The following is a 23698-nucleotide window of genomic DNA, read 5'->3' as shown; positions in this document are numbered from 1 at the left end:
CTTGACACCACGGCGCCTTTTTGGCCTCTTCGCCCCTCGGTCATAGTCGGCGCCATGGACTATGACGTAGTGGTGGCCGGAGGCGGCCCGGTCGGACTGATGCTGGCCTGTGAGCTCCGGCTCGGGGGCGCGCGGGTGGCCGTCCTGGAGCGCCTCACCGAAGTGGACCCGACGATCAAGGGCGGGGCGATCACCACGCCCAGCGCCGAGGCGCTCTACCGCCGAGGCCTGCTGCCCGCGCTGGCCGAGGTGCAGCGGCAGGCTATGGACCGCTTCCAGGCATTCATACGCGAGCGGAACGGCGGGGACGGAGGCGGGACCGCGGGCCAAGGGCTCGGGTTCGTCGGGCACTTCGCCGGAATCATGCTGCGCGCCGACCTGGTCGACCGTACGGAGCCGGGCCTCGGCGACGCCGGACCCGCCGCCGAGATCGCTTTCGTGGCGCAGCAGGACATCGAGCGGCTGCTCGGCGGGCGGGCGGACGAACTCGGCGTCGACGTGCGCCGGGGAGTGGAGCTGACCGGCTTCGACGCGGACGACGGGGCCGTCACCGTGCGGACCAGCCATGGGGCCATACGCGCCGGCTGGCTCGTGGGCTGCGACGGCGGCCGCAGCGCGGTCCGCAAGCTCGCGGGGTTCGAATTCCCCGGCACGGACCCGGAGATCACCTGTCACCAGGCGGTCGTGGAGATGACCGGCGCCGAGGACCTGAAGGTCGGCTGGACCGCCACGGACACCGGGGTGTACGCCCACGGGCCGATGCCGGGCCGCGTCGTCACCGTGGAGTTCGACGGCCCGCCGGCCGACCGGGACGCGCCGGTCACCACCGAGGAGCTCCAGGCGCGGCTGCGCCGCGTCTCCGGCGTGGACGTCACGATCACCGGGCTGCGGACCGCGACCCGCTTCACCGACCACGCCCGCCAGGTCACCGAGTACCGCAAGGGCCGGGTGCTGCTGGCGGGCGACGCGGCGCACGTGCACTCCGCGTTCGGGAGCCAGGGGCTGAGCCTGGGTATCGGGGACGCGATGAACCTCGGCTGGAAGCTCGCCGCGGTGATCGGCGGCCGGGCGCCGGAAGGGCTGCTGGACACGTACACCTCCGAGCGGCACCCGGTCGGTGCGTGGGTCCTGGACTGGACCAGGTCCCAGGTTGCGGCCATGCGCCCGGACCCGCAGTCCCGGGCCCTGCGCGAGATCGTCAGCGACCTGGCGGGGACGGTCGTGGGCACCACGTACCTCACCGCGCGGCTCAACGGTGCCGGGGTGCGGTACGAGCTTCCGGGCGAGCACCCGCTGATCGGCCGCAGCGCCCCGGACCTCGAACTCACCGACGGAGGCCGCCTCGCGGACCACCTCCACGGCGGCCGGGCGCTCCTGCTCGACCTCGCCGACGACCCGGAGCTCCGGGCCCTCGCTGCGGGGTATGCCGGCCGCGTCGACACCCTGACGGCCGGCTGCCCGTCCCGCCCGGAACTGGCGGCGGCCCTCGTCCGTCCGGACGGCTTCACGGCCTGGGCGGCCGACGCGGGGGCGCCGACGCCGACGGCCGGGCTGGCGGAGGCACTGGAGGAGTGGTTCGGAGTGCCGGAGTGTGCGGTGACGCCGGGCTGAGCCGCCGCTCTGCTGACTGACTCGAACCACGAGCCGGCCACCCACGGCCGCCGCACCCACGCGGTGCGGCGGCCGCCCGCACCCCGGCCCCGGCCCAGTCCGGAGTTCCACCACAGCTCCCGGTCCGCATCGTCCAGGAAGAACCGCTCCGACTCCGTACGGGACGGCGCCCCGCGGTACGCCGCGTACGCGGCAGTCTCCACGCCGTGGGCGGTGAGGTGGTCGGCGAACGCGGTGATTCGGCGGCGTCATGGCCGAGGCGCTTCATCTCGTAACGGGTTCCGAGAACCGACGCGGTGCACCGGCGGGTGGTCGACGCCGGCGGCGACATTCTGGAAGCGCCGCAGGAGACCCGATTCGGGTCGGGTGCGGCGGCGTACGTGTGCACGGTGCGGGACCCGGAGGGCAACTTGTGGACCTTCGGGACCTACCGCGGCCCTTCGCCGGCGTAGAAGACGAGAGGACCCCGGCCTGTTGGGCCGGGGTCCTGTGCTGTGAGCGTGTGGCGCAGGGGTCAGTGGCCGCCGGTGAGTTCGCCGGTGAGCTTGCCGTGGAGGTCGGCGCTGGGGTCGTTCAGGCCGGTGATCTCCACCGTCTTGCCGCGCTGGGCGTACTTGGTCTCGATGGCGTCGAGGGCGGCGACGGAGGAGGCGTCCCAGATGTGGGCGGAGGACAGGTCGATGACGACCGTCTTCGGGTCGCCCGCGTAGTCGAACTGGCCGACGAGGTCGTTGGAGGAGGCGAAGAACAGCTCGCCGGTGACCGGTAGACGACCGTGTGGCCGTCGGGGTCGACCACGGCGGTGACCTCGGCGAGGTGGGCCACACGCTTGGCGAAGACAACCATGGCGGTGATCGAGCCGACGACGACACCGATGGCGAGGTTGTGGGTGGCGACGACGCAGCCGACGGTGATCACCATGACGGCGATCTCCCCGGCGGGCATCCGCTTGAGGGTCTTGGGGGCGATGGAGTGCCAGTCGAAGGTCGCGAACGACACCATGACCATGACGGCGACCAGGGCGGCCATGGGGATGTCGGAGACGACGGGGCCGAAGACGATGCACAGCACCATCAGGAAGGACCCGGCCAGGAAGGTCGAGAGGCGGGTGCGGGCGCCGGAGACCTTCACGTTGATCATCGTCTGGCCGATCATGGCGCAGCCGCCCATGCCGCCGAAGAATCCGGTGAGGATGTTGGCGATGCCCTGGCCGATGGACTCGCGGGTCTTGTTGGAGTGGGTGTCGGTGATGTCGTCGACCAGCTTGGCGGTCATCAGCGACTCCATCAGGCCGACCAGCGCCATCGCGAACGCGTACGGGGCGATCGTCGTCAGCGTGTCCATCGCGAACGGCACGTCCGGCAAGCCCGGAACGGGCAGGGAGGACGGCAGTTCACCCTTGTCCCCGACGCTCGGCACCGCGATGCCGGCCGCCACGGTGATGACGGTCAGGACGACGATCGAGACGAGCGGGGCCGGGATCACCTTGGTGATCTTCGGGAAGAACACCATCAGCGCGAGCCCGCCGATGATCAGCGGGTAAACGGCCCACGGGACGCCAGCCATCTCCGGGACCTGAGCCATGAAGATCAGGATGGCCAGCGAGTTGACGAAGCCGACCATCACCGAGCGCGGGATGAACCGCATCAGCTTCGCCACCCCGAGCGCACCGAGCGCGACCTGAAAGACACCGGCGAGGATGACGGCGGCGACCAGGTAGCCGAAGCCGTGCTCACGGTTGAGCGGCGCGGTCACCAGCGCCACCGCGCCGGTCGCGGCGGAGATCATCGCCCGGCGTCCGCCGACGATCGCGATGGTCACGGCCATGGTGAAGGAGGCGAACAGGCCGATCGCGGGGTCGACGCCCGCGATGATCGAGAACGAGATTGCCTCGGGGATCAGCGCGAGCGCGACAACCAGGCCCGCGAGGACCTCGGTGCGCCAGACCTTCGGGTCGGAGATCCAGTCGGGCTTCAGGCCGCGCAAGCGCGCGGCCGGGGACACAGCAGTGGCAGCAGAAGACAAGGGAGACGGAACCTGTCGTGCTCGGGCACACCCCTACGGCAGGCCAGGGCGTGCGGGAGGACGCGGAGGGGCCGGGCCGGCACCCCGCGGACGACCCCGTGCATACGGAGCCGGAAGTCGAGGACGGACGGGCCGGGACCTGCCCAGGAGCACGGCCTTACCTCACGTCCGGGAGCGAAGCCTCACGGCGGGCAGGCGGCGGCGCCGGGCGTCATGGGCTCGCGCACGCTTCTCTCCTGCAAGAATCGGATCTTCGCCGGGGCACCATCGGCCCCGACACGGCAACGGCGGGGCAGCGGCACACCACCCTCACCACCAGCAACTCTACCCTAACGTTAGGGTAGAGATCGGTGGTGCCCACCCGGGGCCGAGACCACCGACGACGAGAAGGGCCAGAGGATCACGGGCGTGGACGGCAAGCACATGCAGATCGGCGAGGTCGCCGCGCGCACGGAGCTGTCCCTGCGCACCATCCGGCACTACGAGGAGACCGGCCTGGTCATCCCCTCCGCCCGCTCCCAGGGCGGCTTCCGCCTCTACACCGAAGCCGACGTGGCCCGGCTGATGGTCATCCGCCGCATGAAGCCGCTCGGTTTCACCCTGGACCAGATGCGCGACCTGCTGGACGCCACCGACCGCCTCGACGCCCACGCCGGCCTCGACGCCGACGAACGCGAAGCCCTCCTGGAACGCGTACGGACCTACCAACAGGCCGCCACCGAGCAAGTGGAGAAGCTGCGCATCCAGTTGTCCCGCGCCGAGGACTTCGCCGCCACCCTGGGCGCCCGCCTGGAGCAGAACGCTCCCGCTGCCCGCCCCTAGAACCGGGCATCACACCCCGGCAGGCGCCGCCTTGTCCTGCGGACGGCGCGGGCCCGGCACCGCCCCGGCCGTGGCGGTCAGGTCAAGCTCCAAGCGGCTGTTCACGTCCCGCTCGAACCGGCCGCAGGGGTTGACGTGCGTCCAGAACAACGGTGGCAGAACGCCGTGCGCACCGCCCGCCCGAGTTCCTCGATCGATCGCGTCGGCTCCGGACTGAACACAGTCCGGGGCAGGCTGGGGCCGACAGCCCTTGTTCAAACCGGTACCCCTGCCGTCCTTGCTGCGGCGGTGCGCTAGCTTCCTGGCGGCTGAGTGGGCGGCACCGGCGGGTACGAAGCGGGCGCTCCCGGCTGCTGCTGGTAGGGACCGGGCGGGTAGGCACCCGGCGCACCGGGCTGCTGCTGGTAAGCACCGGGCGGGTACGCACCCGGCGCGCTGGGCTGCTGCTGGTGAGGACCGGGAGGCTGGGGCACAAAACCACCAGGGAAGCCCGGGCCACCGGGGCCGCCGTAGCCGCCAGCCCCCGGAGGCGGCGGCCCATTACGCCGCTTCTTGTTCACGGCCACCAGAACAACCACCAGGATGACGGCGAGGAGGCCGATCACACCGCCGGCGACGCCCATGATGGCGCCCTTGTTGCCCTTGAATTCCTGCGCAGAGCCCCTGCCGTTGCTCTCGGCCGGCGTCTCGTATGCCCCTTCATCTCTCTCGGGGTCAGGGGAGTCGGCATCTTCAAGGTCAATTCCCGCAGGCCGGACCTTGGCGGCAGGAGCCAGTCCCTCTACGCTTTTCGCGCCTCCCGGCCCGCGCCCATGGCCGGGGATGAGAGTCGAGACCTTCCAGGCGCCGTCAGCCCCGAAAGACCTCAACGGCGACTGGTCATGCCTGATCTGGTCCGCCGAAGCGACCGGCGCAGTACAGAAGAGCAGTGCCCCCGCCACCACCGCGCCGCCCACCGCGCCGCCCACCGCGCGCAGCGTGCGCGTCGAATTCATCCCCCTCATACCTTCCTTGCACTGGCGAGGCCCAGGCGCTTCCGTTGCGCCCCCTGCCGGCGCCGACGGCGTTCGGCAGCCGTCCGGCCCTTCGCCATATTGTCCGTCACACATCACGTGCGTCACATCATGTCAGCAGGCTGACACTGCACAACCATGGCGTACGCACGGGAGATCGCGTGGCGATGCGGAGGCCGTGCCTGCAGCCCCACCGGCAGTGCCGGTGAAGTAGGGCGTCATGTCCTGCCCCGGGCCGAGGAGGCCTTGGTCCGCGGGGCTGCCGCCTCGGCGTCTGAGCCGCGGACCTGGCTGAAGGTGCCGGCGAGGCCGGAGGAGGCCGGGTCCTGGCTGCCTCAGGGGTGGGTGCAGGAGGAGGACGGGCATCTGATGGCCGTTGATTTGGTGGCCACGAGTCCGGTCGCGCCCCAGGGGTACAGCGCGACCGTGGAGACCGTGGGCGCCGTTACCTGTGTGCGGGTACGGGATGCGGTGGGCCGGCAGGCGGCCAAGGGGCAGATGGCGGCCCTCGGGGAAGCCGTCGTCGTGGACCGGGTGGTGACGGAACGGGCCCATCGGCGGCGCGGGTTGGGCGCCTTCGTGATACGCGCCCTCGCCGACCGTGCGCTGGAGGAGGGTGCGGTCCTCGGTGTTCTCGGTGCGACCGCCGCCGGGCATGCGCTGTACGAGACGCTGGGCTGGAAGAAGCACACGACGATGGCGGAGTACATCTACCGGCCTTGACCTTGGCTCTGGCGGAGTCAGCCCGGGGGGGCGAGGCGGATGGTGTGCGGCCGCTGCCGGACCCCGATGCGGATCGGCCCGGGGCCGCCCCGGCGGGGCCCGGGCACTCTCGAAGGTCGCGGTCTTCCAAGGACCCGGCGCGTGGGCAAGGGTGAGCGCCGGGCACGACGGACCGCCGGCCGAGGCGCGGGCCGGCGGTCAGCTCCACCTATCTACGACTCCGTGATGATCTTCACGGTCTCCACGTTGCCCCAGTTGCAGTAGGCGTACGTCTTGCCCCGCCCGGCCTGGGTGCCGCTCGAACCCCACCCACCCAGGGTGCAGTCCACCTCCACGTGCCAGTAGTAGGTGCCGCGGCCGGTGCACTGGCCCCAGCTTCGACAGCCGCCCGCCGCCCACGGCCGTCCCCTCCATCACCAGCAACTGACCTGACCACGCACGCCGTGACGCCCCGTCGGCGAAGCAGCACGAGCAGGACACCCCCACGCTCCCGCCGATGCTCACCCCCGCACCGGGCCACTGGTTCCACGAGACGCCCCCGCCCTCCTGCGCCGCGCCGACCTGTTCGTGACGCACGGGGGCCGGGCGTCCCTGCTCGACGCGGTGCAGGGGGCAACGCCCGTCCTGGGTTTGGGCCTTCTCGCCGAACAGCCCGACAACGTCGCCGCTTTCTCCCGCAGCGGCCTGGGCCGGGCGCTGGACGTCACGGCGGGACGCGACGAGATCGCCGATGCGCTGACCGTACTCCTTGGCGCCCCGCGCTACGGCGCCGCCATGAGCGCGGCCGGCGCCGAGCTGTCTCAGCTGCCGCCCCTGGACCTCACGGAAATATGGGACAGCCTCCAGGACGGCCACTGCCCCGGCTGATTCCTGATCAATGTGAGGAACCGGATGAACGCCTCCGGCCGAAGGGCGCCCCTGCGTACTGCTCGGGCAGCTGCACTCCAGGGCTCCTGCCCGTCAGTGGCCTTGATCCACAGGATCGCCAACACGTATGTCACCGACGTTGATTGCCCGGTAAACGTTTGTTGATTGCCTTCGCGCATGCTGCAGCAATCGGTAAACGGGGGCGAGACGAGGAACTTAAGTGCCGGATACACGTGTCACGGTGACGGTGCACGCCTCCGACCCGCTCAGCCGGGCCGGGGTCGTCAGCCATCTGCAGCACCAGCCCACCGTCGAGATCGTCCAGCAACAGGCGGGAACGGCAGTCAGGGAGCGGGCGGAGCAGGCGGAGCACGGACGGGGGAAGGAAGGAAGCGGGGAGGCGGTCGGGACCGTGGCGATCATGCCGATCGACCGGTTCGACGAGATCGCCGCGGCCGAACTGAGAAGGCTCGTGCGGGGCGGCGACCAGCGCGTGGTGCTGATCGCCCGGGATCTTCGCGAACCGGAACTGATGACGGTCGTGGAGTACGGCGTGCGCGCCATCCTGTGGCGCCATCAGACCACCCCGCAGCGGCTGTTGCGGGCGGTGCAGAGCGCGGCGCGCGGTGAGGGCGACCTGCCGCCGGACCTGATCAGCACGCTGCTCTCGCAGGTGGGGCAGCTGCGGCGTTCGGTGACGACCGCCGCCCCCGTGGGGTTCGTACCGACGCTCGGGATGGCGCCGCGCGAGGTCGATGTGCTGCGGCTGGTCGCCGAGGGGCTGGACACCCGGCAGATCTCCGAGAAGCTCGCCTACTCCGAACGCACCGTCAAGAACATCCTGCACGCCCTGATGACACGGCTCCAGTTGCACAACCGCGCGCACGCCGTCGCCTACGCGCTGCGGGAGGGATACATCTGATGGGGGCGGAAGCAGGCACGGAAACAGGCACGGCCATAAGTGCCGGCGCGAGGACAGGTGCAGGAGCGAGAGCAGAGGGTGACGTGGTGACGGAGTTGGCGGAGAACGTGCGGGCGGCGGGTCGCCGGGCGGGGGAAGGCGCATGATTCACGAGGTCGATGCGGCGGTGCGGAGCGTGCTGCGCGGCGGGGTGCTGCCGGACGGCGCCGGGGAGGTCGCGTTCGAGGCGCCGACCCGGGACTGGGCGGCGCGGCGCAACGCCCCCACGCTCAATGCGTACCTCTACGACATCCGCGAGGAGGTCGCCCGACGGGAGCGCGGGGCGATCGCGGAGCGGGACGCCTCCGGTGTGGTCGTGCGCAGGCGTCAGCCGCGGCGCTGGTTCCGGCTGTCCTACCTGGTCACGGCATGGACCACGCGCCCGGAGGACGAGCACCGGCTGCTGTCCGCCGCGCTGGGGTGCCTGCTCTCGCACGAGATCCTGCCGACGGCCGCGCTGCCGGACGCGCTCCGTGCGCTGGAGGCGAGCATTCCGCTGACGGTCGCGGTGCCGCCTCCCGAGTCCCGGTCGATCGCCGACATCTGGTCGGCGCTGGGCGGCGAACTCAAGCCGTCCCTGGACGTGGTGATCACCGTGCCCTTCCCGGTCTCGCCGTCGTACGACGTGGCGCCGCCGGTCACCGAGGGCGCGGTCGCTGTCGTCCGCGGACTCGACGGTGTGCCCGGGGACTCCGAGCCCCGGATGCTCCGGTCCAGGCCGGGTACCGCGCCGTCCACGGCGGACAGCGAGGAGGCACGGTGAGCGACGGCACGGCGGCCGAGCAGGCCGGCGGTGCGCTGCTCACCCGGCTGGCGGGGCTGCGCGAGCGGGTGGCCGGGCTGGTCGAGCGGCGCAGCGCCGACGATCCGACGGCCACGGACCCGCTGCGCGGCCTGTACGTCACCCCGGAGACGGCCAGACGGCTGGCCGCGCAGCCGCCGGTGGCGGGCACGGGCGAGCCGTACGCGGACGGGACCCGTGCGGCTGTGACGGATACCGACGCGGCGTATGCGGACACGACGGCCACGGGCGAGCCGGCCGACCGGGCCGCGGGCTCCCCGGGACCGGCGGACCGCTCGGTCACGCTCGCCGCGCGGTTCGGGCTGTCGGCCCTGGACCTGCACATCCTCCTGGCCGCGCTCGCGCCCGATGTGGACCGGGGCTTCGAGCCGCTGTACGGCTACCTCAACGACGATGTCGGGCGGCGCCGGGCCACGGTCGCGCTGTCGCTGGACCTCGCGGGCACCGGACCGTGGGAGCCCGGGGCCCGCGCCCGCTTCCACCCCGCCGCGCCGCTGCTGTCCGGCAGGCTGCTGGTCGTCGAGGACGAGGACCGGCCGCTGCCGGGACGGGCGCTGCGGGTGCCGGAACGGGTGGTGGCCCATCTGCTGGGGGACGACGGGCTCGATCCGGAACTCAGCAGGGGTGCGGTGGAGTTGCTGCCGGCGGGTGAGCTGGGCGCCGACGGCAGTACGGGGAGCGCCGCCCGCGCCGAGGACGGGTCGTTCGCCGGGCGGCTCGCCGCGCTCGCGGGCGAGCGGCCGCTCGCCGTCCATCTGCGGGAACGCCGGCCCGGCACCGCCGCCGGAGCGGTCACCGACGGGCTGCGGCGGGCCGGACTGCCGGTGCTGCGGTATCGGCCGGACGGCCCGCGCGAGGACGGTGCCGGTCTCGCGGGAGCACTGCTGCGGGAGGCCCGGCTGCGGCGGGCCGCGCTCGTCGTGGGGCCGCTGCCGGAGCGGGCCGAGGGGCTCGTCCGGGCGCTGGCGGGGACCGGAGTGCCGGTGGTCTTCTTCGGGAGCGAGCCGTACGACCCGGGCTGGGCGCCGGATTCCGGGCTGTTCGCACTGGACGCGCCGGACGTCGGGGCGGCGGCGGACGAGGTCTGGAGCGCCGAACTCGGCTCCGTGGACGGTGGTTTCGACCTCGGTGCGGCCGTGGCGCCGTACCGGCTGGGCGCCGCCCAGATCCGCCGGGCGGCCCGTGCGGCCACCGCCCTCGCCGCCTTCGACCGGACGCCGGTGACCGCCGCCCACATCCAGCACAGCGCGCGCCAGCAGTCCGCGCCGCTGCTGGACCGGCACGCCCGCCGGGTACGGCCCGCGGTCGGCTTCGACGGGCTGGTCCTGCCGCCCGAACCGCTGTCCCTGCTGCACGAGCTGGTGCAGCGGGCCCGGCACCGGGAGAAAGTGCTCGGTGAGTGGCGGCTGCGCACCGGCGGCGGGCGCGGCAGAGGCGTGGTGGCGCTGTTCGCCGGGGAGTCCGGTACGGGCAAGACGCTGTCCGCGGAGGTCGTGGCCGGTGAACTGGGCCTGGATCTCTATGTGGTGGAGCTGTCAGCGGTGGTGGACAAGTACATCGGGGAGACGGAGAAGAATCTTGAGCGGATCTTCGCCGAGGCGGACCGCACGGACGCGGTGCTGCTCTTCGACGAGGCCGACGCCGTCTTCGGCAAGCGCTCGGAGGTCAAGAGCTCGCACGACCGGTACGCGAACCTGGAGAGCGCGTACCTGCTCCAGCGGCTGGAGGCGTTCGACGGGATCGCCGTCCTGACCACCAATCTGCGGGCCAACATCGACGACGCGTTCACCCGGCGGCTGGACCTGGTGGTCGACTTCCCGTTCCCGGACGTCGAGCAGCGGATCGACCTGTGGCGTTCCTGTCTGGCGGCCACCCCGTGCGCGCAGGATCTCGGCCTCGATGTCTGTGCCAAGGAGTACGAGCTGGCCGGCGGGGCGATCCGGTCGGCGGCGGTGACCGCGGGCTATCTCGCGGCGGGCCGTGGCGGGCCGGTGACGGCCGAGGACGTACGGGCCGGGGCGCGGCGTGAGTACCGCAAGATGGGGCGGCTGGTGCCGGACGCGTCACCGTTGTGGGACTGAGCTTCCGGGGCCGGCCTGTGCGCAGGCCGGCCCCGGAGGCGTCACTGCCCGTCGGCGATCTTCCAGTCCTGCCGGTCGAAGGGCCCGTCGGCGCACTTGAAGGACACGGCGCCCTTGTCGTTCTGCATGTCGGTCAGGCACTCGTCGTTGCTGAGGTTGACGATGCGGCTGCGGCCGTTGCCCGCATCCACCAGCCGCCACTTCTGATGGGGCGGCAGCTGCCCCGAGCCCAGCTGCTCCGGGTCGGCCTTCATGAGCTCGACCTCGTTGGTGCCCGGTTTCAGCTGGGCAACACTGCCCGGGGCGCTGCCCGGCTCCAGGGCGATCGAGTTGTCCTCGGCGTAGTGGTGGATGGTCCACCACTGGTTGCGGCCGAACTGGCCGTCCGTCCACATGGCGCTCTGGCCGATCTGCGTGCCGTCCTCCTGACCGCCCTGGTTGGCCTGGAGGTACCAGCCGCCGTTGGCGTCGGACCGGATGGTCTGCTGCGGCGGCCCCTCGGGCTCCCCACCGCCGTCATCGGCGGGCGGCTCCTCGGGCTTCTCCTCCGGCTTCTCCTCGGGCTTCTTCTCCGGGGGCGGGGGCGGCGCCGGCGAGGACGGCTTCTCCTCCTTCGCCGGGAGCTTGTGGGACTGGCTGGCCTTCTCCCGCGCGCTGCTGGTCACCTTGGGCTCGTTGTTGATCCACAGCACCACGAAGGCGAGCGCCGCCGCGAGCAGCAGTGAGCCCACCACCATCACCCAGCGCGGAAACACGGACGGCTGGAGGTAGGTGCCGTGCAGTTCGGTCGAATCCGGCACACCGGCCCGTGACACGGAGACGGTGAACGGGTGCTTGTGGACATCACCCACCCAGCTCACCGCGGCGGGGCGGATGCTGAGATCCACGAAGCCGGCGCGGCCCGGCGCGACCTGGACCGAGGTCGGCTCGGGTTCGACGGTGAGGGCGTCGCCGTTCTCGCGTCCGGAGAGGGACACCGTCAGCGGTGTGTTGCCGAGGTTGTCGACGGCGGCCGACGCCTTGGCGCGCCGGCGGCCGCGTACCGTCAAGGGCACCAGCTCGCAGCGGAGTTCGGTGAACGTCCCGACCGTGACCTGGCCCTCGACCACATCGCGGATCTCGGGGTGCTCGGCCGGTTCGACACGGATACCGAACGGCGTCGGACCGGCCTTGGCATCGGGCGTGCGCGGGGGCGCGAACTCGACCTGCGCCGTGCCCTCGGCCCCGGGATACAGCCGCAGCACGTCCGGCTCGACCCGTGTCCAGCCCGCTGCACCGCCGGCCGGGCGCAGCCGGTACTCCTCGACGGTGTCGCCCGTGTTGCGTACTCGCAGCCTTACCCTCGCGACGGAACCGGGGTCGACGGAGATCGCGGCCGGTTCCAGTGAAGTCCACATGCTCACCAGGGCAGTCAACCGGCCACACCGGCCCCGGGTCAGCGTGCGGAAGGGCAGAGCCGGGGGCAGAACGCGATGTCCTTACGGCTCTTCACGCCCCGCGCACGCCGAAAGCGCCGTCCAGGCCACCACGCCCGTCACGCCGTACGAGCAGCGCACGCCGCGACGGCCCCCTGGACTCGCCACAGCCCGCGGGGGATTTGCGGCTCCCTCCACGGCTGCTCGCCGGACGGTCCGACGGCCTGGCGGCACGACTGACCGGCCCGTTGCAGGCGCGCGCCGACCAGGGCCGGGGCCCTACGGTCACCGCGTCCCGGTCCGGGAGCGTGGTCACGGCGTCCCGGTGCGGGAAGCACGGTCGCGGAGACCGGTTCCGGAGTGATCCACGACGTCGTACCCGCAGGCTAGGCCCGCGTACGCCACCTCCGGTGGTACGAAAGTGCCGCCCCGGGGGCACCGACTGCTGCCCCAGCGGCTCCCCTTGGAGGACTCCTGGAGCAACCGGGCGACGAGCGCCGCGGCGGCCACTCCCGTTCGAGGACGAGCGCCACGACGGCCACCTGTGCGTACTCCTGTGGCGGCCGCTCCCGGCCGCCCCCGGCAAGGTCGTGCGGTCTGAACCGGGCGCGGATCGGCGTCACCGGGCACGGGTGCCGCTCAAGACGGCACGGCGGCCGCGTCGCCGGCCGGAGCAGGGGCACCGCCCGGTGCGCTGCCGGGGCTCCGGCGCGCGGTAAGGCGGACGCAGAGGCCCACGGCAGGCCTTCCCGTGGCATGCGCCGGGCCCGTCCGAACGGGTCGGTGGCGTGGCGCGGGACCCCGAGCAGGCGCCGGGCGCGCGCCGCGGCCCGGTCGTCGCCCTGCCGCCGGGCGCTGTCCACGGCGAGGCGCACGAGGGGTGCGAGGTCGCGGTGGCGGGCGCTGCCGCTGAGCGCCCTCGACCAGGCGGTGAGGAGGTCCACGGCGGGCGCCAGCAGTTCCGGCGCCGCGTCCAGGGCCCGCTGCACCGTCGCGTACAGCCGTGGGTGCGCTTCGTGCAGCCAGGCGCGCGCGGCGTCGGCACCGGCGAGCGGACGGGCCGGGGAGTCCGGGCGGCGCGGCAGGGGGCGCGGGGCGGCTATCGGTTCGATCAGCCGCACCGCCGTCAGGACGGTGGCCAGCAGATGGTCGACGTAGCGGCGCTGCGCCGCCGCCCGCTCCCGCGGGCTGTCCTGGCGTTCGCCCAGTCGCCGGGCGAACAGCCCCACCAGCTCGTGATAGCGGTAGCCGTCGTCGCCGTGCGGCTCCACGAGCCCGGCGTCGACCAGCTCCTCGACCGCGGCCTCGGCCTCGTCGTCGGTGGTGTCCAGCAACGCGGCCGCGGCGGCCCGGCAGAAGGCCGGCGGGCCGCTCAGGGCGAGGGCCCGGAAGGCGTGGGCGAGGCCGGGCGCGAGCGCCTCGTAGCCGAGCCGGAAGGTCGCTTCCACGCCCAGGTCGCCCACCCGCAGCTCGTTGAGCCGCCGCTCCTCGCTCAGCCGGGCCACGAGGTCGGTCAGGGACCGGCCCGGCCGGGACGCCAGACGGGCGGCGGCGATGCGCACGGCGAGCGGCAACCCGCCGCACAGGGCGACCAGTTCGCGCGCCGCGTCCGCCTCGGCGGCCACCCGCTCCGCCCCCGCGACCGCGCCGAGCAGTCCCAGCGCCTCCCCTTCGTCCATCTCCTCGACGTGGACACCGCCGGCACCGGGCAGCGCCAGCGTCCGCGCACGGCTGGTGACCAGCACGGCGCAGCCCGGCACCCCGGGCAGCAGCGGCCGTATCTGGGCGCTGTCACGGGCGTTGTCGAGGAGGACGAGGACCTTGCGGTCGGCGATCAGCGAGCGGTACAGGGCGGCCTTCTCCGCCGGCCCGTCCGGTACGGAACCCGGCGCGACGCCGAGAGCACGCAGGAAGCGCGTCAGCACGGCCCCGCTGTCGACCGGTGCCGGACCGGTGCCCTGCAGATCCACATACAGCTGCCCGTCGGGGAAGTGGCCCCGTACGGCATGCGCGACATGCACGGCCAGCGCCGTCTTCCCGACCCCGCCGAGCCCACTGAGCGCGGCCACCACCGGCGCCCGTCCATCGGCGGCCCCGCGGAGCGCCGCGGCCAGGTGGGCGACGGGTTCCGCACGTCCCGTGAAGTCCGCCGTGTCGGGCGGGAGTTGCGCGGGGACGGGTGGTGGCGGGGCTATGCACGAGATGTCCCGGGCGAGGCGGGGCGGGTAGGGCCGCTGGTCACGGGGGGCGGGGGTGTGATGGGTGGCGGGGGTGGTGTGGGTGTCGTGGGTGGTGTGGACGTCGCGGCGGCCTGGGCTGTCGCGAGTGTCCTGGCCGTAGCGGCTGGAGTGGCCGGCGTGATTGCCCCGGCCATCTCGGGTGTCACGGGTGTCACGGGGGGCAGGGCCACCCCGGGTGTTCCGAGCGGCCCGCAACTCGCGGTACAGCAACCTGAGTTCATTCCCCGGCTCGGCGCCGAGTTCGTCGGCAAGGGTGCGGCGGGTCGCCTCGTACACCGCGAGAGCCTCAGCCCTGCGGCCCGCGCGGTGCAGGGCCAGCATCAGCAGGGCCTGGGGACGTTCCCGCAGGGGGTGTTCGGCGGCGAAGGCGCGCAGCCCCGCGATCGAGTCCGCCACGGCCCCGGCGTGCGCGCCGCCCAACTGCACGACACAGTCGAAGAGTTCCTCCTGCGCGGTGACGCAGAGCTCGGTGAGCCGGTCGCGCTGCCGCTCCGCGTACGGTCCGGGCAGGCCGGCCAGGGCCACGCCTGCCGGGAGCGCCAGCGCCTCGCTCAGCTGCGCGTACGCGCCCGCGGTGTCGCCCGCGGCCCGTAGCCGGCGGGCCGTGCCGAGCCGTTCCTCGAATGCGGCCGCGTCCAGTGCCCCGGCGGGCACCCGCAGGGCGTAGCCGCCGCCCGAGGACACCAGCAGCCGCCCCTCCTGCCGGGGCTTGCGGTCCGGCTCCAACAGGGCGCGCAGCCGGGAGACATAGGTGCGCAGCGTGCCCACCGCCCGGGGCGGCGGCTCCTCTTCCCAGAGTGCGTCCACCAACTGCGGTACGGAGACGGGGCGGCCGGCGTGCAGCAGCAGCATCGCCAGCACCGCGCGCTGCTGCGGCGGGCCGAGATCGAGCGGACGGTCCCCCCGCCAGGCCCGCACCGGGCCGAGCACCTGAAACCGCACACCGTCACACAGGTCCGGGCCACTCACCTCCGCCGGGCCCTTCAACTCGTCCACATTGACCGCGTCGCCGCGCACTGCCAGCTCGCTCCCCTCCCCCGGTCGGCCTGCCACCCACCCCTTGGACCAGCACGAATGCACCGGCCTTACCAAACTAGCCCAGCGCTCGGACAGAACAGCCGGGAAAATGACTGGTATTGGCCCAACGGTCAATCTCCTCCTTTTCTCCCACCCTCAAGGCTTCCCCTCCGCGCCGGTGCCTACTTCGCCGCTGGTTCGGGGGTTCCGGCTGACACGCACCGGTGTTCGGCAGGGCAACCGGACTGCCCCTTCGGCTCCCCTTCCGCCTCTGGCCACGATGAGCGCTGCGGCCGAAAATCGGCGGTTGGGCCACCCGACGGGCCAGGCCCACTGATCCACCGGCCGCCAGAACGGAGCCCTTGTGCACGCACACGAACGACGGGCCACGGGAGGGGAGTCGGCGTCACGCACCACGACCCGCACCCCCGCCGCAGCCCGCTCCCCCCACCGGACCGACGCGCTGCGCACCCTCCAAAGGACCGCGGGCAACGCGGCGGTCGCCCGTGCGCTGGCCCCGGCGGCGGAGCGGGCACGGGAGCCGCAGCAGGTGCAGCGGTACGCGGAGGGGGAGGCCGCGCACGGCTTCGACAAGGTCTCCGCGCACGGTGCGATCGCCATCCGGGGCCGGTACGAGGCGTACGCCGACGCGGACATGATCACCGCCGCGGCACAGAGCCTCGGCTCGCAGGAGCAGGTGCCGATCACCCTGGAGCGCGGGGCGGCGGCACAGGTCGGTGAGCGCACGCTGTACCGGGTGCTGCCGGTGTACAAGGACGCGGCGCGGGCCGCGGCCGCCGTACGGGCCGCCGGCCGGCACCCGGACGGGGCCGGTCATGAGCCGGTGGCCGGGGACACTGCGGCCGAGCGCGACGACAAGCGTGCCGCCTATATGCGGTCGCTGACCGATCCCCCGGAGGTCAAGCAGCTCGTCGCGCTCACCCAGCGCATCGTGGCGGCGCTCCAGGGGCGGGGCGAACCGCGCAGCTCCGTGGTCGACGGGCTGCGGTCCGATGCCATGAAGCTGGCGGTGGCCACGATGGGCGGCGGCTGGGTCGCCGCGCGGTTCCCGTACCCCGAGCGCCCCGGCCGGGAGGGGCTGAGCGACCTCGCCGTCATCATGCCGAGCCTGACCTCCGATTTCCTCGCCGGGCTCCCCGCCGTGGAGAACCAGGAGGCGCAGGTGCACGAGCTGCTGATCACGCTGCCGAACGACTGCAAGGCCGCGGCGGCGCAGCTCATCGGCACGCCGCCGAACGGCGGTCTCAGCGTGCGCCGGGACGCGCCCGCCGTCGGCGAGAACCACTTCGTCGACCTGACCGGCGCGGCCGCGGACGGCTGGGCGAACCACTTCGCCGCCGTCATCCTGCGCGACGGCCCCGACAGTCTCACGTACGAGTCGGCCGCCGACCGCACCGCGGTGATCCAGCAGGGCAAGTCCCTCGGGTACTTCGAGCTGTACGGCCAGGCGGGGAGCGACCAGTCCTTCGACGCGGTGATCGGCAGCAAGAACCGGGACTACGCGGCGCGGTCGGCACCCGCCACATGACCGAACGGGCAGCCCGCTCTGCCCCCGACGACGCCCGTTCGTCTCTACAGCCCGTGCCGCCCGTAGGCCAAGGTCGAAAGCGTAGGGAGCAGAAGCGGCAGTTGTGGTGACGGGGGAGGAACATCGTGCGAGCACAGGACCGGCAGTCCCGCGCGGGGAGCGACCGCTCGCCGGCGGCGGCCCCCGTCCGTTCGGCGTCCGCCCCCGCTTCCGACGTCGCCCGCCAGGTGGCGGCCGGTGAGGCGGAGCGCCTCACTCCGGAGGCCGCCGCCGTCCTCCAACGGACCGTGGGCAACGCGGCGTTCTCGGCCGTCATGACCGGGGTGGACGAGCACCGGCACGGTCCTGGCTGCGGCCACACCGCAGCGCCCGCCGTGCAGCGCTCAGCCGTGCACGAGGTGCTGAGCACACCCGGCCGCCCGCTCGACGAGCCGGTCCGCGCGGACATGGAGGACCGCCTCGGCGCGGACTTCTCCGACGTACGGGTGCACACCGACAACTCCGCCCATCAGTCGGCCGAGTCCGTCAACGCCCATGCGTACACCTCCGGTTCGCACATCGTCTTCCAGCGCGGCCGCTACAACACCTCGTCCTCGGCGGGCCGCCATATGCTCGCTCACGAGCTGACGCATGTCATCCAGCAGCGCAACGGCCCGGTCGCGGGCACGGACCGCGGCGACGGGACGAAGGTGAGCGATCCGTCCGACCGGTTCGAGCGGGAGGCGGAGGCGAACGCGAGCCGGGCGCTCTCCGCGGTGCAGCGCACGGCGGAGCCCGCGCACGCACCGGACCACGGCGGCCCGGACGACGGACGGCACCCCGTGCAGCGCACGTTCAAGATGGCGAACAAGGCCGTCAAGGCCGCGGAGGACGTCCTCCCGCTCGACACCCTCTTCACCAAGGGCAAGGCGCGCCACGCCCGGTGGGACGACGCCTTCAAGGCACAGGTGCGGAACGAACTCGTCAGGATGGCGGACGAGGAGCAGGACCTCGGCCGATGGGGTTCGTACGAGGATCTGCTGGACTTCGCCGGACAGCGGGTCCGGGCGGCAGCGGCGGCCCATCTCGCTCCGGTGGTTCCGACCGCCATCAGGACCGGTGCGTCGCATCCGGAGCACACGGGAACGGAGATCCCGGACACCGAGAAGATCAGCCGGCTCACCGAGGTCCGCCGGCGGCTCTCCCAGCGCGGGACGGAACAGAATCTGGACGGCTTCCGTAACCGCCAGAAGATGGTGAACCCGTTCACGCACAAGCCGACCGGAAACGCCTACTCCATAGGCCATACCGGGAATTTCGTCCTGGGCGGCCCCCAGGAAGGTGAATACGACGTGCTCTTCGAGCGCGCCGGCAACAGCACCGGCCTGTCCGACAAGGAACTGGCCAAGCACTTCATCCGGGCGCTGACCGAGTCGGAGTACAACTTCGAGGGCGTGAGTGAGGAAGGCCGTAAGTACTGCACGAAGATCGTCGCCATCATTCAGGGCGCCGAATTCCGCCGTGCCGCGGCCAACCCGACGGTGGCGATCGCCGCCTTCAACCAGGTCGTCTCCGGCGCGGCCGGAACGCTGCACGAGGCGCTCAGCACCTACGCCGTCTTCGCCAAGCCCAAGGGGAACTCCGCCACCGGCGGCTCCAAGGACTCGCAATTCCACCGTGATCCGGATGTCAACCAGAGCGACGAGGACTTCAAGAAGCGCGCACTCGCCGAATACCGGGCACTCGCAGATCTGGTCTCCGCCAACGGGTTCGATCCGGGAGAGGCGGAGGAGTTCTACAAGGGGTGCGACAGGATCGCGGCCACCTCGATGAGCGCCTTCGCCGGCACCTTCGATTACCAGATGCCCTGAGCCGCATCGCCCTCAGCTTTCCTCGCCACCCGCACAGCACGAGAAACCACCGAACGGGCCGGTCCGCCTGCCCGGTCCGCACATCCAGGGAGTAACAGAACATGCCCACCTACCTGTCCCCCGGCGTCTACGTCGAGGAAGTCGCCAGTGGATCGCGGCCCATTGAAGGGGTCGGGACGTCGGTGGCGGCCTTCGTCGGCCTCGCTCCCACCGGTCCGCTCAACGAGCCGACGCTGGTGACGAACTGGTCCCAGTACGTGGCCGCCTTCGGTGAGTTCACGGACGGGTACTACCTCGCGCACTCGGTGTACGGGTTCTTCAACAACGGCGGCACCGCCGCGTACGTCGTACGGGTCGGCGGGTCCGGCGACGGTGAGCAGCAGGCCGCCGCGGCCCCGGAGGCGCCCAAGGCGCTGACCGCCGGGGAGCCGGCCGCGCTCGGGTCGTTCAAGGTGTCGGCGATCACGGCCGGTTCCACGGCCGGCGGGGCGCTCACCGTCGAGGTGCAGGACGTCGAGGGTGAGAACAGCGGCGACCGGTTCAAGCTGGTCGTCAAGGACGGCGAGAAGGTCGTCGAGAGCTTCGACGTCAGCGCGAAGAAGAGCTCGCGGAACTATGTCGTCACGCAGGTGAAGCAGCGTTCCAAGACGATCGCCGTCGAAGAGGCCGCCCCGGCCGCGCAGTTGGCGAAGCCGGACGCGCAGAACATCACGCTGGCCCCGCCCACCGCGGCGCCCGCGGCGCCCGCCGGGAACGGCGCGGCCGAGCGGATCGCCTCCGGCCAGTTCATCGGCGACTCCGCCGACCGCACCGGCTTCGGCGGCCTGGAGGCGCTCGACGAGGTCAACATGGTGGCCGTGCCCGACCTGATGGCCGCCTACCAGCAGGGTCTGATCGACCTGGAGCAGGTCAAGGCCGTCCAGCTCGGCCTGATCGCACACTGCGAGCTGATGGGCGACCGGATGGCCGTCCTCGACCCGCCGCCGGCCCTCAACGCCCGCGACATCCGCAAGTGGCGCCAGGAGATCGCGGGCTACGACTCCCGCTATGCCGCGCTCTACTACCCGTGGATCAAGGCCTTCGACCCGGCCACCGGCCAGACCCGCACCATTCCGCCGTCGGGCCACATGGCCGGTGTGTGGGCCCGTAACGACTCCGAGCGTGGCGTCCACAAGGCCCCGGCCAACGAGATCGTCCGTGGCGCCGTCGACCTGGAGCTCCAGATCACCCGCGGTGAGCAGGACCTGCTCAACCCGATCGGCGTGAACTGCATCCGGGCCTTCCCCGGACGCGGCATCCGGGTGTGGGGCGCGCGGACCATGGCCTCCGACCCGGCCTGGCGCTACCTGAACGTGCGGCGCTACTTCAACTACCTGGAGGAGTCGATTCTCATCGGCACCCAGTGGGTGGTGTTCGAGCCGAACGACCAGGCGCTGTGGGCCCGTATCCGGCGCAACATCTCGGCGTTCCTGGTGAACGAGTGGCGCTCCGGCGCGCTGTTCGGGCAGCGCCCCGAGGACGCGTTCTATGTGAAGTGCGACGCGGAGACCAACCCCGTGGAGTCCGTCGACGTGGGACGCGTCGTGTGCGAGATCGGCATCGCGCCGGTCAAGCCCGCCGAATTCGTGGTCTTCCGGCTGGCCCAGTTCTCGGGCGGCGGCGGGGAGCTGGAGGAGTAGAAGTCACCACCGGGGCATTCCCCCTCCTCTTCACGCGCCGTCCCTCAACCGTCACCTTTACCTTTCCAGCACAGGAGTGAACCACCTTGTCCCTTCAGCCCGGTGATGCCCTCACCTCACACAATTTCGGCCTGCAGATCGACGGTGTGATGGTCGAATACCTGCAGGAGGTCAGCGGCCTGACCATGGAGCAGGACGTCATCGAGTACCAGCAGGTCTCGGCGGACGGAAAGCCCGTCGTCAAGAAGATGCCCGGCACGAAGAAGGCCGGCGAGTGCACCGTGACCCGCGGTATGACGCAGAGCGGTGCGTTCAGCGAGTGGATCAACAAGTCCATTGCGGGCGACATGGGTTCGGCCCGTAAGAACGCCACCATCATGATGATGGACTACCAGAACAACCCGGTGAAGCGTTACAACATGCGCAACGCCTGGTGCAGCAAGGTCGAGACCAGCGGGGTCAAGGCGGGCGACGCCGCCGCGCTGACCGAGCAGGTCACGATCGTCTTCGAAGAGCTGGTCATCGAATAATGCGGCGCGACGGCCCGGCGGGCACACCACAGCAACGTGAGCCTCTGCGCACGGAATTCGAATTCGAGTTGCCACGCGGATTCGTGGACGAGTCCGGGGCCGTCCACCGGAACGGCGCGATGCGGCTCGCGACGGCGCGGGACGAACTGATCCCGCTGCGGGACGTGCGTGTCCGCGAGAATCCGGCATATCTGTCGGTCGTGCTGCTGGGCCGGGTCATCACCCGGCTCGGCACGCTCGCCACCGTGCACGACGGAACGGTGGAGAACATGTTCGCCTCCGATCTGGCCTTTCTGCAGGACTTCTACCGGCAGATCAATGCGGAGGGACACACCCGCGCCGCGGTGTCCTGCCCGCACTGCGAGGAGTCCTTCGAAGTGGAACTGGCCGGGAGCCGCCTGGGGGAATCGTGACGTACGCGACCGGGCGTATCGAGGAGGAAGTCGCCTATCTCGCCTACCACTTCCACTGGGGCATCGACGACATCCTCGACCTCGAACACGCCGACCGGCGCGCGTACGTGTCACAGATCGCCGCCCTGGTGGAGCGGGCTGAAGGGAAGCAGTGAACTGAGGATGGGGTTGTTCAGGTGGCGACGGGGGTCGCGGGATGCCCGCAGTGCGCAGCAGGCGCCAGGGCCTGAGACCGAGGCGGTCACGGAGGCGGCGGCCGGGAACGCGGACGGTGGTGGCGCCGGCGGCTGGTCCGCCGTGCCCCCCATCCAGCGGGTCCTGGCGGCGCCCCGCACCGTCGCGGAGACCGGCTTCGCCGCGTCGCTGAGCGCGCACCACAACCCGTCCTTCGGCGGGGAGCTGGGGCACGACGTCCGTGCCTCGGCCCCCGGCGGCGTCCTGCGCGACGCCTTGGTCCCCGTCACCGGCCGCCCCTCCGACCTCGGGCTTCCGGTCCTGCGGCTCCCGGTCGCGGGGCGGGCGGATGGGACCGATGAGGCTGCGGGGGAGATTTCGGCGGAGAGCACGGCGGCGGGCTTCGGGCTCGCCGCCGGGTCCCGGGGAAGTGGGGGGCGTGCGCGGGGCGGTGGTGCTGGGCGTGGCGTGAGTGCCGGGCGAAGTGCCGGCGCGCGTGCTGCTGCGGGGCCGGGCGGCGGGCGTTCTGGGGTTCCGGGGGCCGGGGGTTCCGGGTCTCCGGGTCCGGCGCGGTCCGAGGCCGTGAGTGTGGCGCGTTCCGCGGCCCCGGGTCCGGCGCGGTCCGGGGTCCCTGGTTCGGCGGGTTCCGATTCTCCGAGTGTGACGCGTACGGAGAGCCGGGGGGCGGCTGGCGCTGAGACCCAGGGTGCGGCGCGTGGCGCGGGCCGGAGTGTGGCGCGTAAGGAGCGCCCGGGGGCAGCCTCTGGCGAGGGCCGGGGTGCAGCAGGTGCCGAGGCTCGGGGTGCGGGGCGTACCGCGGCCCGGGATGCGGGACGTGGCGCAGCCCGGGGTGGGGCCGCCGTACAGCGGGCGGTGTCGCCGGGCGGTGCTTCGCCTTCCCCCACGGATCCGGTGCGTAGTCCTCGTTCGTCTGCTTCGGGCGGCGCGAGGTCGTCCGCGGCGCCGCGGAACGATGTGTCGAGCGCAGTCTCGTCGGCTGCGTCGGCTGCTTTGCCGAGCGCGCCTTCGAGCGCGTCGGCGGCCAGGCCGTCCGGCTCTCCGGCCGGAAGCCCGTCTGCCGGGCCGTCCGGGACGCCGTCTGCCGGACCGTCCGGCGCGTCGGCGGGCGCTCCGCGTGCGGGACGGCCCGGGGCGGCAGTGGGTAAGCCGCCGGCCGGGGACACCGGTGGTGCGGCTGGGGCGCAGGGTGGCACGGGCGTGCCCGGCGCCACGGCCGCGCCCGGTGGCGATGCCGTGCCCGGTGACGGAGGTGCGGCAGCCCGCTCCGCATCGCGCGCGGCGGCGCCCGCTGCCCGCCGCTCGGACCTGCCCGTGGCCATGCCCGTACGGAGGGCCGTCGGCGCCCGATCCCCGCTCACCTCGGCGGGCAGGGTCGCCATGCCGCCGCGCCGGCTGCGACCGGGCACTTCGCCGGGCCCGGGGAACAGCGACACCTCCCCCTCCGCCCCCTCCGCCGCCAACGCGCCCTTGCAGCGCGCCGAGGCACCCTCGTCGACGGCAGCAACCCCCGCCGGCCTGGCTCCGGAAGCGGCACCCCCCGCCTCTCCTCCTCCCCCACCACGCGTCCCCGTCGCCGGGACGACGAGCGAGGGTGCGGCCCAGGCCCCCGCCGCCGGACGCCCCGGCTCCCCCCGACGGGTCGTACAGCGGCGGGCTGCCGGCCCACACCGCCCCACCACCTCGAACCCGGGCAACGCGCCGGAGAACCCTCCGACCACGGACCCCACGCCCGGCGTCGCCCCGGCACCGAGCGGTGACTCGACCCCGCCGCCGGCTCCCGGCACCTCACCGAGCGCGAGCCCTGTCCCGAGTCCTCGGCCGGTCTCCCCTGCTTCCTCTTCCGGGAGCACTCCCGTACGCGCAAACGCCGACGCCGGCGATCGCACGGCCCCGGCGAAGATCACG

General features: G+C 72.5%; 18 protein-coding genes and 1 pseudogene. 14 read left to right on the top strand and 5 right to left on the bottom strand.

Features of this window, described 5'->3' with window-relative positions; translation table 11 throughout:
• The first annotated feature begins 54 nt into the window (after positions 1-54).
• Complete coding sequence (locus tag ACFW5B_RS05890; RefSeq protein ID WP_386433825.1) at positions 55-1611, top strand: FAD-dependent oxidoreductase; 1557 nt, start codon at positions 55-57, stop codon at positions 1609-1611.
• 296 nt (positions 1612-1907) lie between these two features.
• Entirely contained in the window at positions 1908-2063 is a 156-nt protein-coding gene (locus ACFW5B_RS05885) for a hypothetical protein (protein ID WP_386433822.1), read from the top strand.
• A gap of 62 nt (positions 2064-2125) precedes the next feature.
• On the opposite strand, the pseudogene ACFW5B_RS05880 reads toward ACFW5B_RS05885, so the two are convergent.
• A pseudogene (locus tag ACFW5B_RS05880) lies at positions 2126-3636 on the bottom strand (SulP family inorganic anion transporter).
• A gap of 408 nt (positions 3637-4044) precedes the next feature.
• On the opposite strand from ACFW5B_RS05880, the gene ACFW5B_RS05875 reads away from it, so the two are divergent.
• Positions 4045-4458: a MerR family transcriptional regulator gene (locus tag ACFW5B_RS05875; RefSeq protein ID WP_386433819.1), complete on the top strand. Its 414-nt coding sequence runs from the start codon at positions 4045-4047 to the stop codon at positions 4456-4458.
• A gap of 293 nt (positions 4459-4751) precedes the next feature.
• Here ACFW5B_RS05875 and ACFW5B_RS05870 read toward each other — a convergent pair whose 3' ends face one another.
• Positions 4752-5453 carry a hypothetical protein gene (locus ACFW5B_RS05870; RefSeq protein ID WP_386433816.1) on the bottom strand — a complete coding sequence of 234 codons (702 nt, stop codon included), beginning with the start codon at positions 5451-5453 and terminating at the stop codon, positions 4752-4754.
• A gap of 387 nt (positions 5454-5840) precedes the next feature.
• Between ACFW5B_RS05870 and ACFW5B_RS05865 the strand changes: the two genes are divergently transcribed.
• Positions 5841-6194 carry a GNAT family N-acetyltransferase gene (locus tag ACFW5B_RS05865; RefSeq protein ID WP_386433813.1) on the top strand — a complete coding sequence of 118 codons (354 nt, stop codon included), beginning with the start codon at positions 5841-5843 and terminating at the stop codon, positions 6192-6194.
• A gap of 212 nt (positions 6195-6406) precedes the next feature.
• Here ACFW5B_RS05865 and ACFW5B_RS05860 read toward each other — a convergent pair whose 3' ends face one another.
• Positions 6407-6529 (bottom strand): hypothetical protein, encoded by a 123-nt coding sequence (locus tag ACFW5B_RS05860; protein WP_386433810.1) that lies wholly within the window; start codon positions 6527-6529, stop codon positions 6407-6409.
• Between the two features lie 232 nt (positions 6530-6761).
• Here ACFW5B_RS05860 and ACFW5B_RS05855 point away from each other — a divergent pair, with 232 nt between their 5' ends.
• The 4 genes from ACFW5B_RS05855 to ACFW5B_RS05840 all read left to right on the top strand — a co-directional run bounded on the left by ACFW5B_RS05855 (position 6762) and on the right by ACFW5B_RS05840 (position 10905).
• Positions 6762-7061: a hypothetical protein gene (locus ACFW5B_RS05855; protein ID WP_386433807.1), complete on the top strand. Its 300-nt coding sequence runs from the start codon at positions 6762-6764 to the stop codon at positions 7059-7061.
• A 220-nt stretch (positions 7062-7281) separates the two neighbouring features.
• The gene (locus ACFW5B_RS05850; RefSeq protein WP_386433804.1) at positions 7282-7983 is read left to right on the top strand and encodes a response regulator transcription factor; all 702 of its coding nucleotides are present in this window, start codon (positions 7282-7284) and stop codon (positions 7981-7983) included.
• Positions 7984-8125: 142 nt separating this feature from the next.
• Positions 8126-8785, top strand: coding sequence for a DUF4255 domain-containing protein (locus ACFW5B_RS05845; RefSeq protein ID WP_386433802.1), 660 nt, complete (start codon positions 8126-8128; stop codon positions 8783-8785).
• On the top strand, positions 8782-10905 hold the full coding sequence (locus ACFW5B_RS05840; RefSeq protein ID WP_386433800.1) for an ATP-binding protein: 2124 nt from the start codon (positions 8782-8784) through the stop codon (positions 10903-10905). Before ACFW5B_RS05845 ends, ACFW5B_RS05840 begins: the two co-directional genes overlap by 4 nt.
• Before the next feature lie 41 nt (positions 10906-10946).
• Here the strand turns inward: ACFW5B_RS05840 and ACFW5B_RS05835 are convergent, their stop codons facing one another.
• Together ACFW5B_RS05835 and ACFW5B_RS05830 are read right to left on the bottom strand one after the other, a co-directional pair.
• Entirely contained in the window at positions 10947-12302 is a 1356-nt protein-coding gene (locus ACFW5B_RS05835) for a hydrogenase expression protein (protein ID WP_386433797.1), read from the bottom strand.
• 404 nt (positions 12303-12706) lie between these two features.
• On the bottom strand, positions 12707-15613 hold the full coding sequence (locus ACFW5B_RS05830; RefSeq protein WP_386433794.1) for a BTAD domain-containing putative transcriptional regulator: 2907 nt from the start codon (positions 15611-15613) through the stop codon (positions 12707-12709).
• Between the two features lie 328 nt (positions 15614-15941).
• On the opposite strand from ACFW5B_RS05830, the gene ACFW5B_RS05825 reads away from it, so the two are divergent.
• The 6 genes from ACFW5B_RS05825 to ACFW5B_RS05800 all read left to right on the top strand — a co-directional run bounded on the left by ACFW5B_RS05825 (position 15942) and on the right by ACFW5B_RS05800 (position 21753).
• Positions 15942-17126: a hypothetical protein gene (locus tag ACFW5B_RS05825; RefSeq protein WP_386433791.1), complete on the top strand. Its 1185-nt coding sequence runs from the start codon at positions 15942-15944 to the stop codon at positions 17124-17126.
• Positions 17127-17251: 125 nt separating this feature from the next.
• Positions 17252-18976: a DUF4157 domain-containing protein gene (locus ACFW5B_RS05820; protein ID WP_386433788.1), complete on the top strand. Its 1725-nt coding sequence runs from the start codon at positions 17252-17254 to the stop codon at positions 18974-18976.
• Between the two features lie 101 nt (positions 18977-19077).
• Positions 19078-20655 (top strand): phage tail sheath subtilisin-like domain-containing protein, encoded by a 1578-nt coding sequence (locus ACFW5B_RS05815; RefSeq protein ID WP_386433785.1) that lies wholly within the window; start codon positions 19078-19080, stop codon positions 20653-20655.
• 86 nt (positions 20656-20741) lie between these two features.
• Complete coding sequence (locus ACFW5B_RS05810; RefSeq protein WP_018087540.1) at positions 20742-21185, top strand: phage tail protein; 444 nt, start codon at positions 20742-20744, stop codon at positions 21183-21185.
• A complete protein-coding gene (locus ACFW5B_RS05805) occupies positions 21185-21598 on the top strand; it encodes a hypothetical protein (RefSeq protein ID WP_386433781.1) in 414 nt (137 codons plus the stop codon). Before ACFW5B_RS05810 ends, ACFW5B_RS05805 begins: the two co-directional genes overlap by 1 nt.
• The gene (locus ACFW5B_RS05800) at positions 21595-21753 is read left to right on the top strand and encodes a DUF6760 family protein (protein WP_085927347.1); all 159 of its coding nucleotides are present in this window, start codon (positions 21595-21597) and stop codon (positions 21751-21753) included. The genes ACFW5B_RS05805 and ACFW5B_RS05800 overlap by 4 nt, the downstream gene beginning before the upstream one ends.
• Positions 21754-23698 lie beyond the last annotated feature (1945 nt).

Source organism: Streptomyces sp. NPDC058773, assembly GCF_042746015.1.
Taxonomy (GTDB): Bacteria; Actinomycetota; Actinomycetes; order Streptomycetales; family Streptomycetaceae; genus Streptomyces.
Note: the sequence above shows the minus strand (reverse complement) of the source record. Positions and strands in the feature narration are given on the sequence as shown.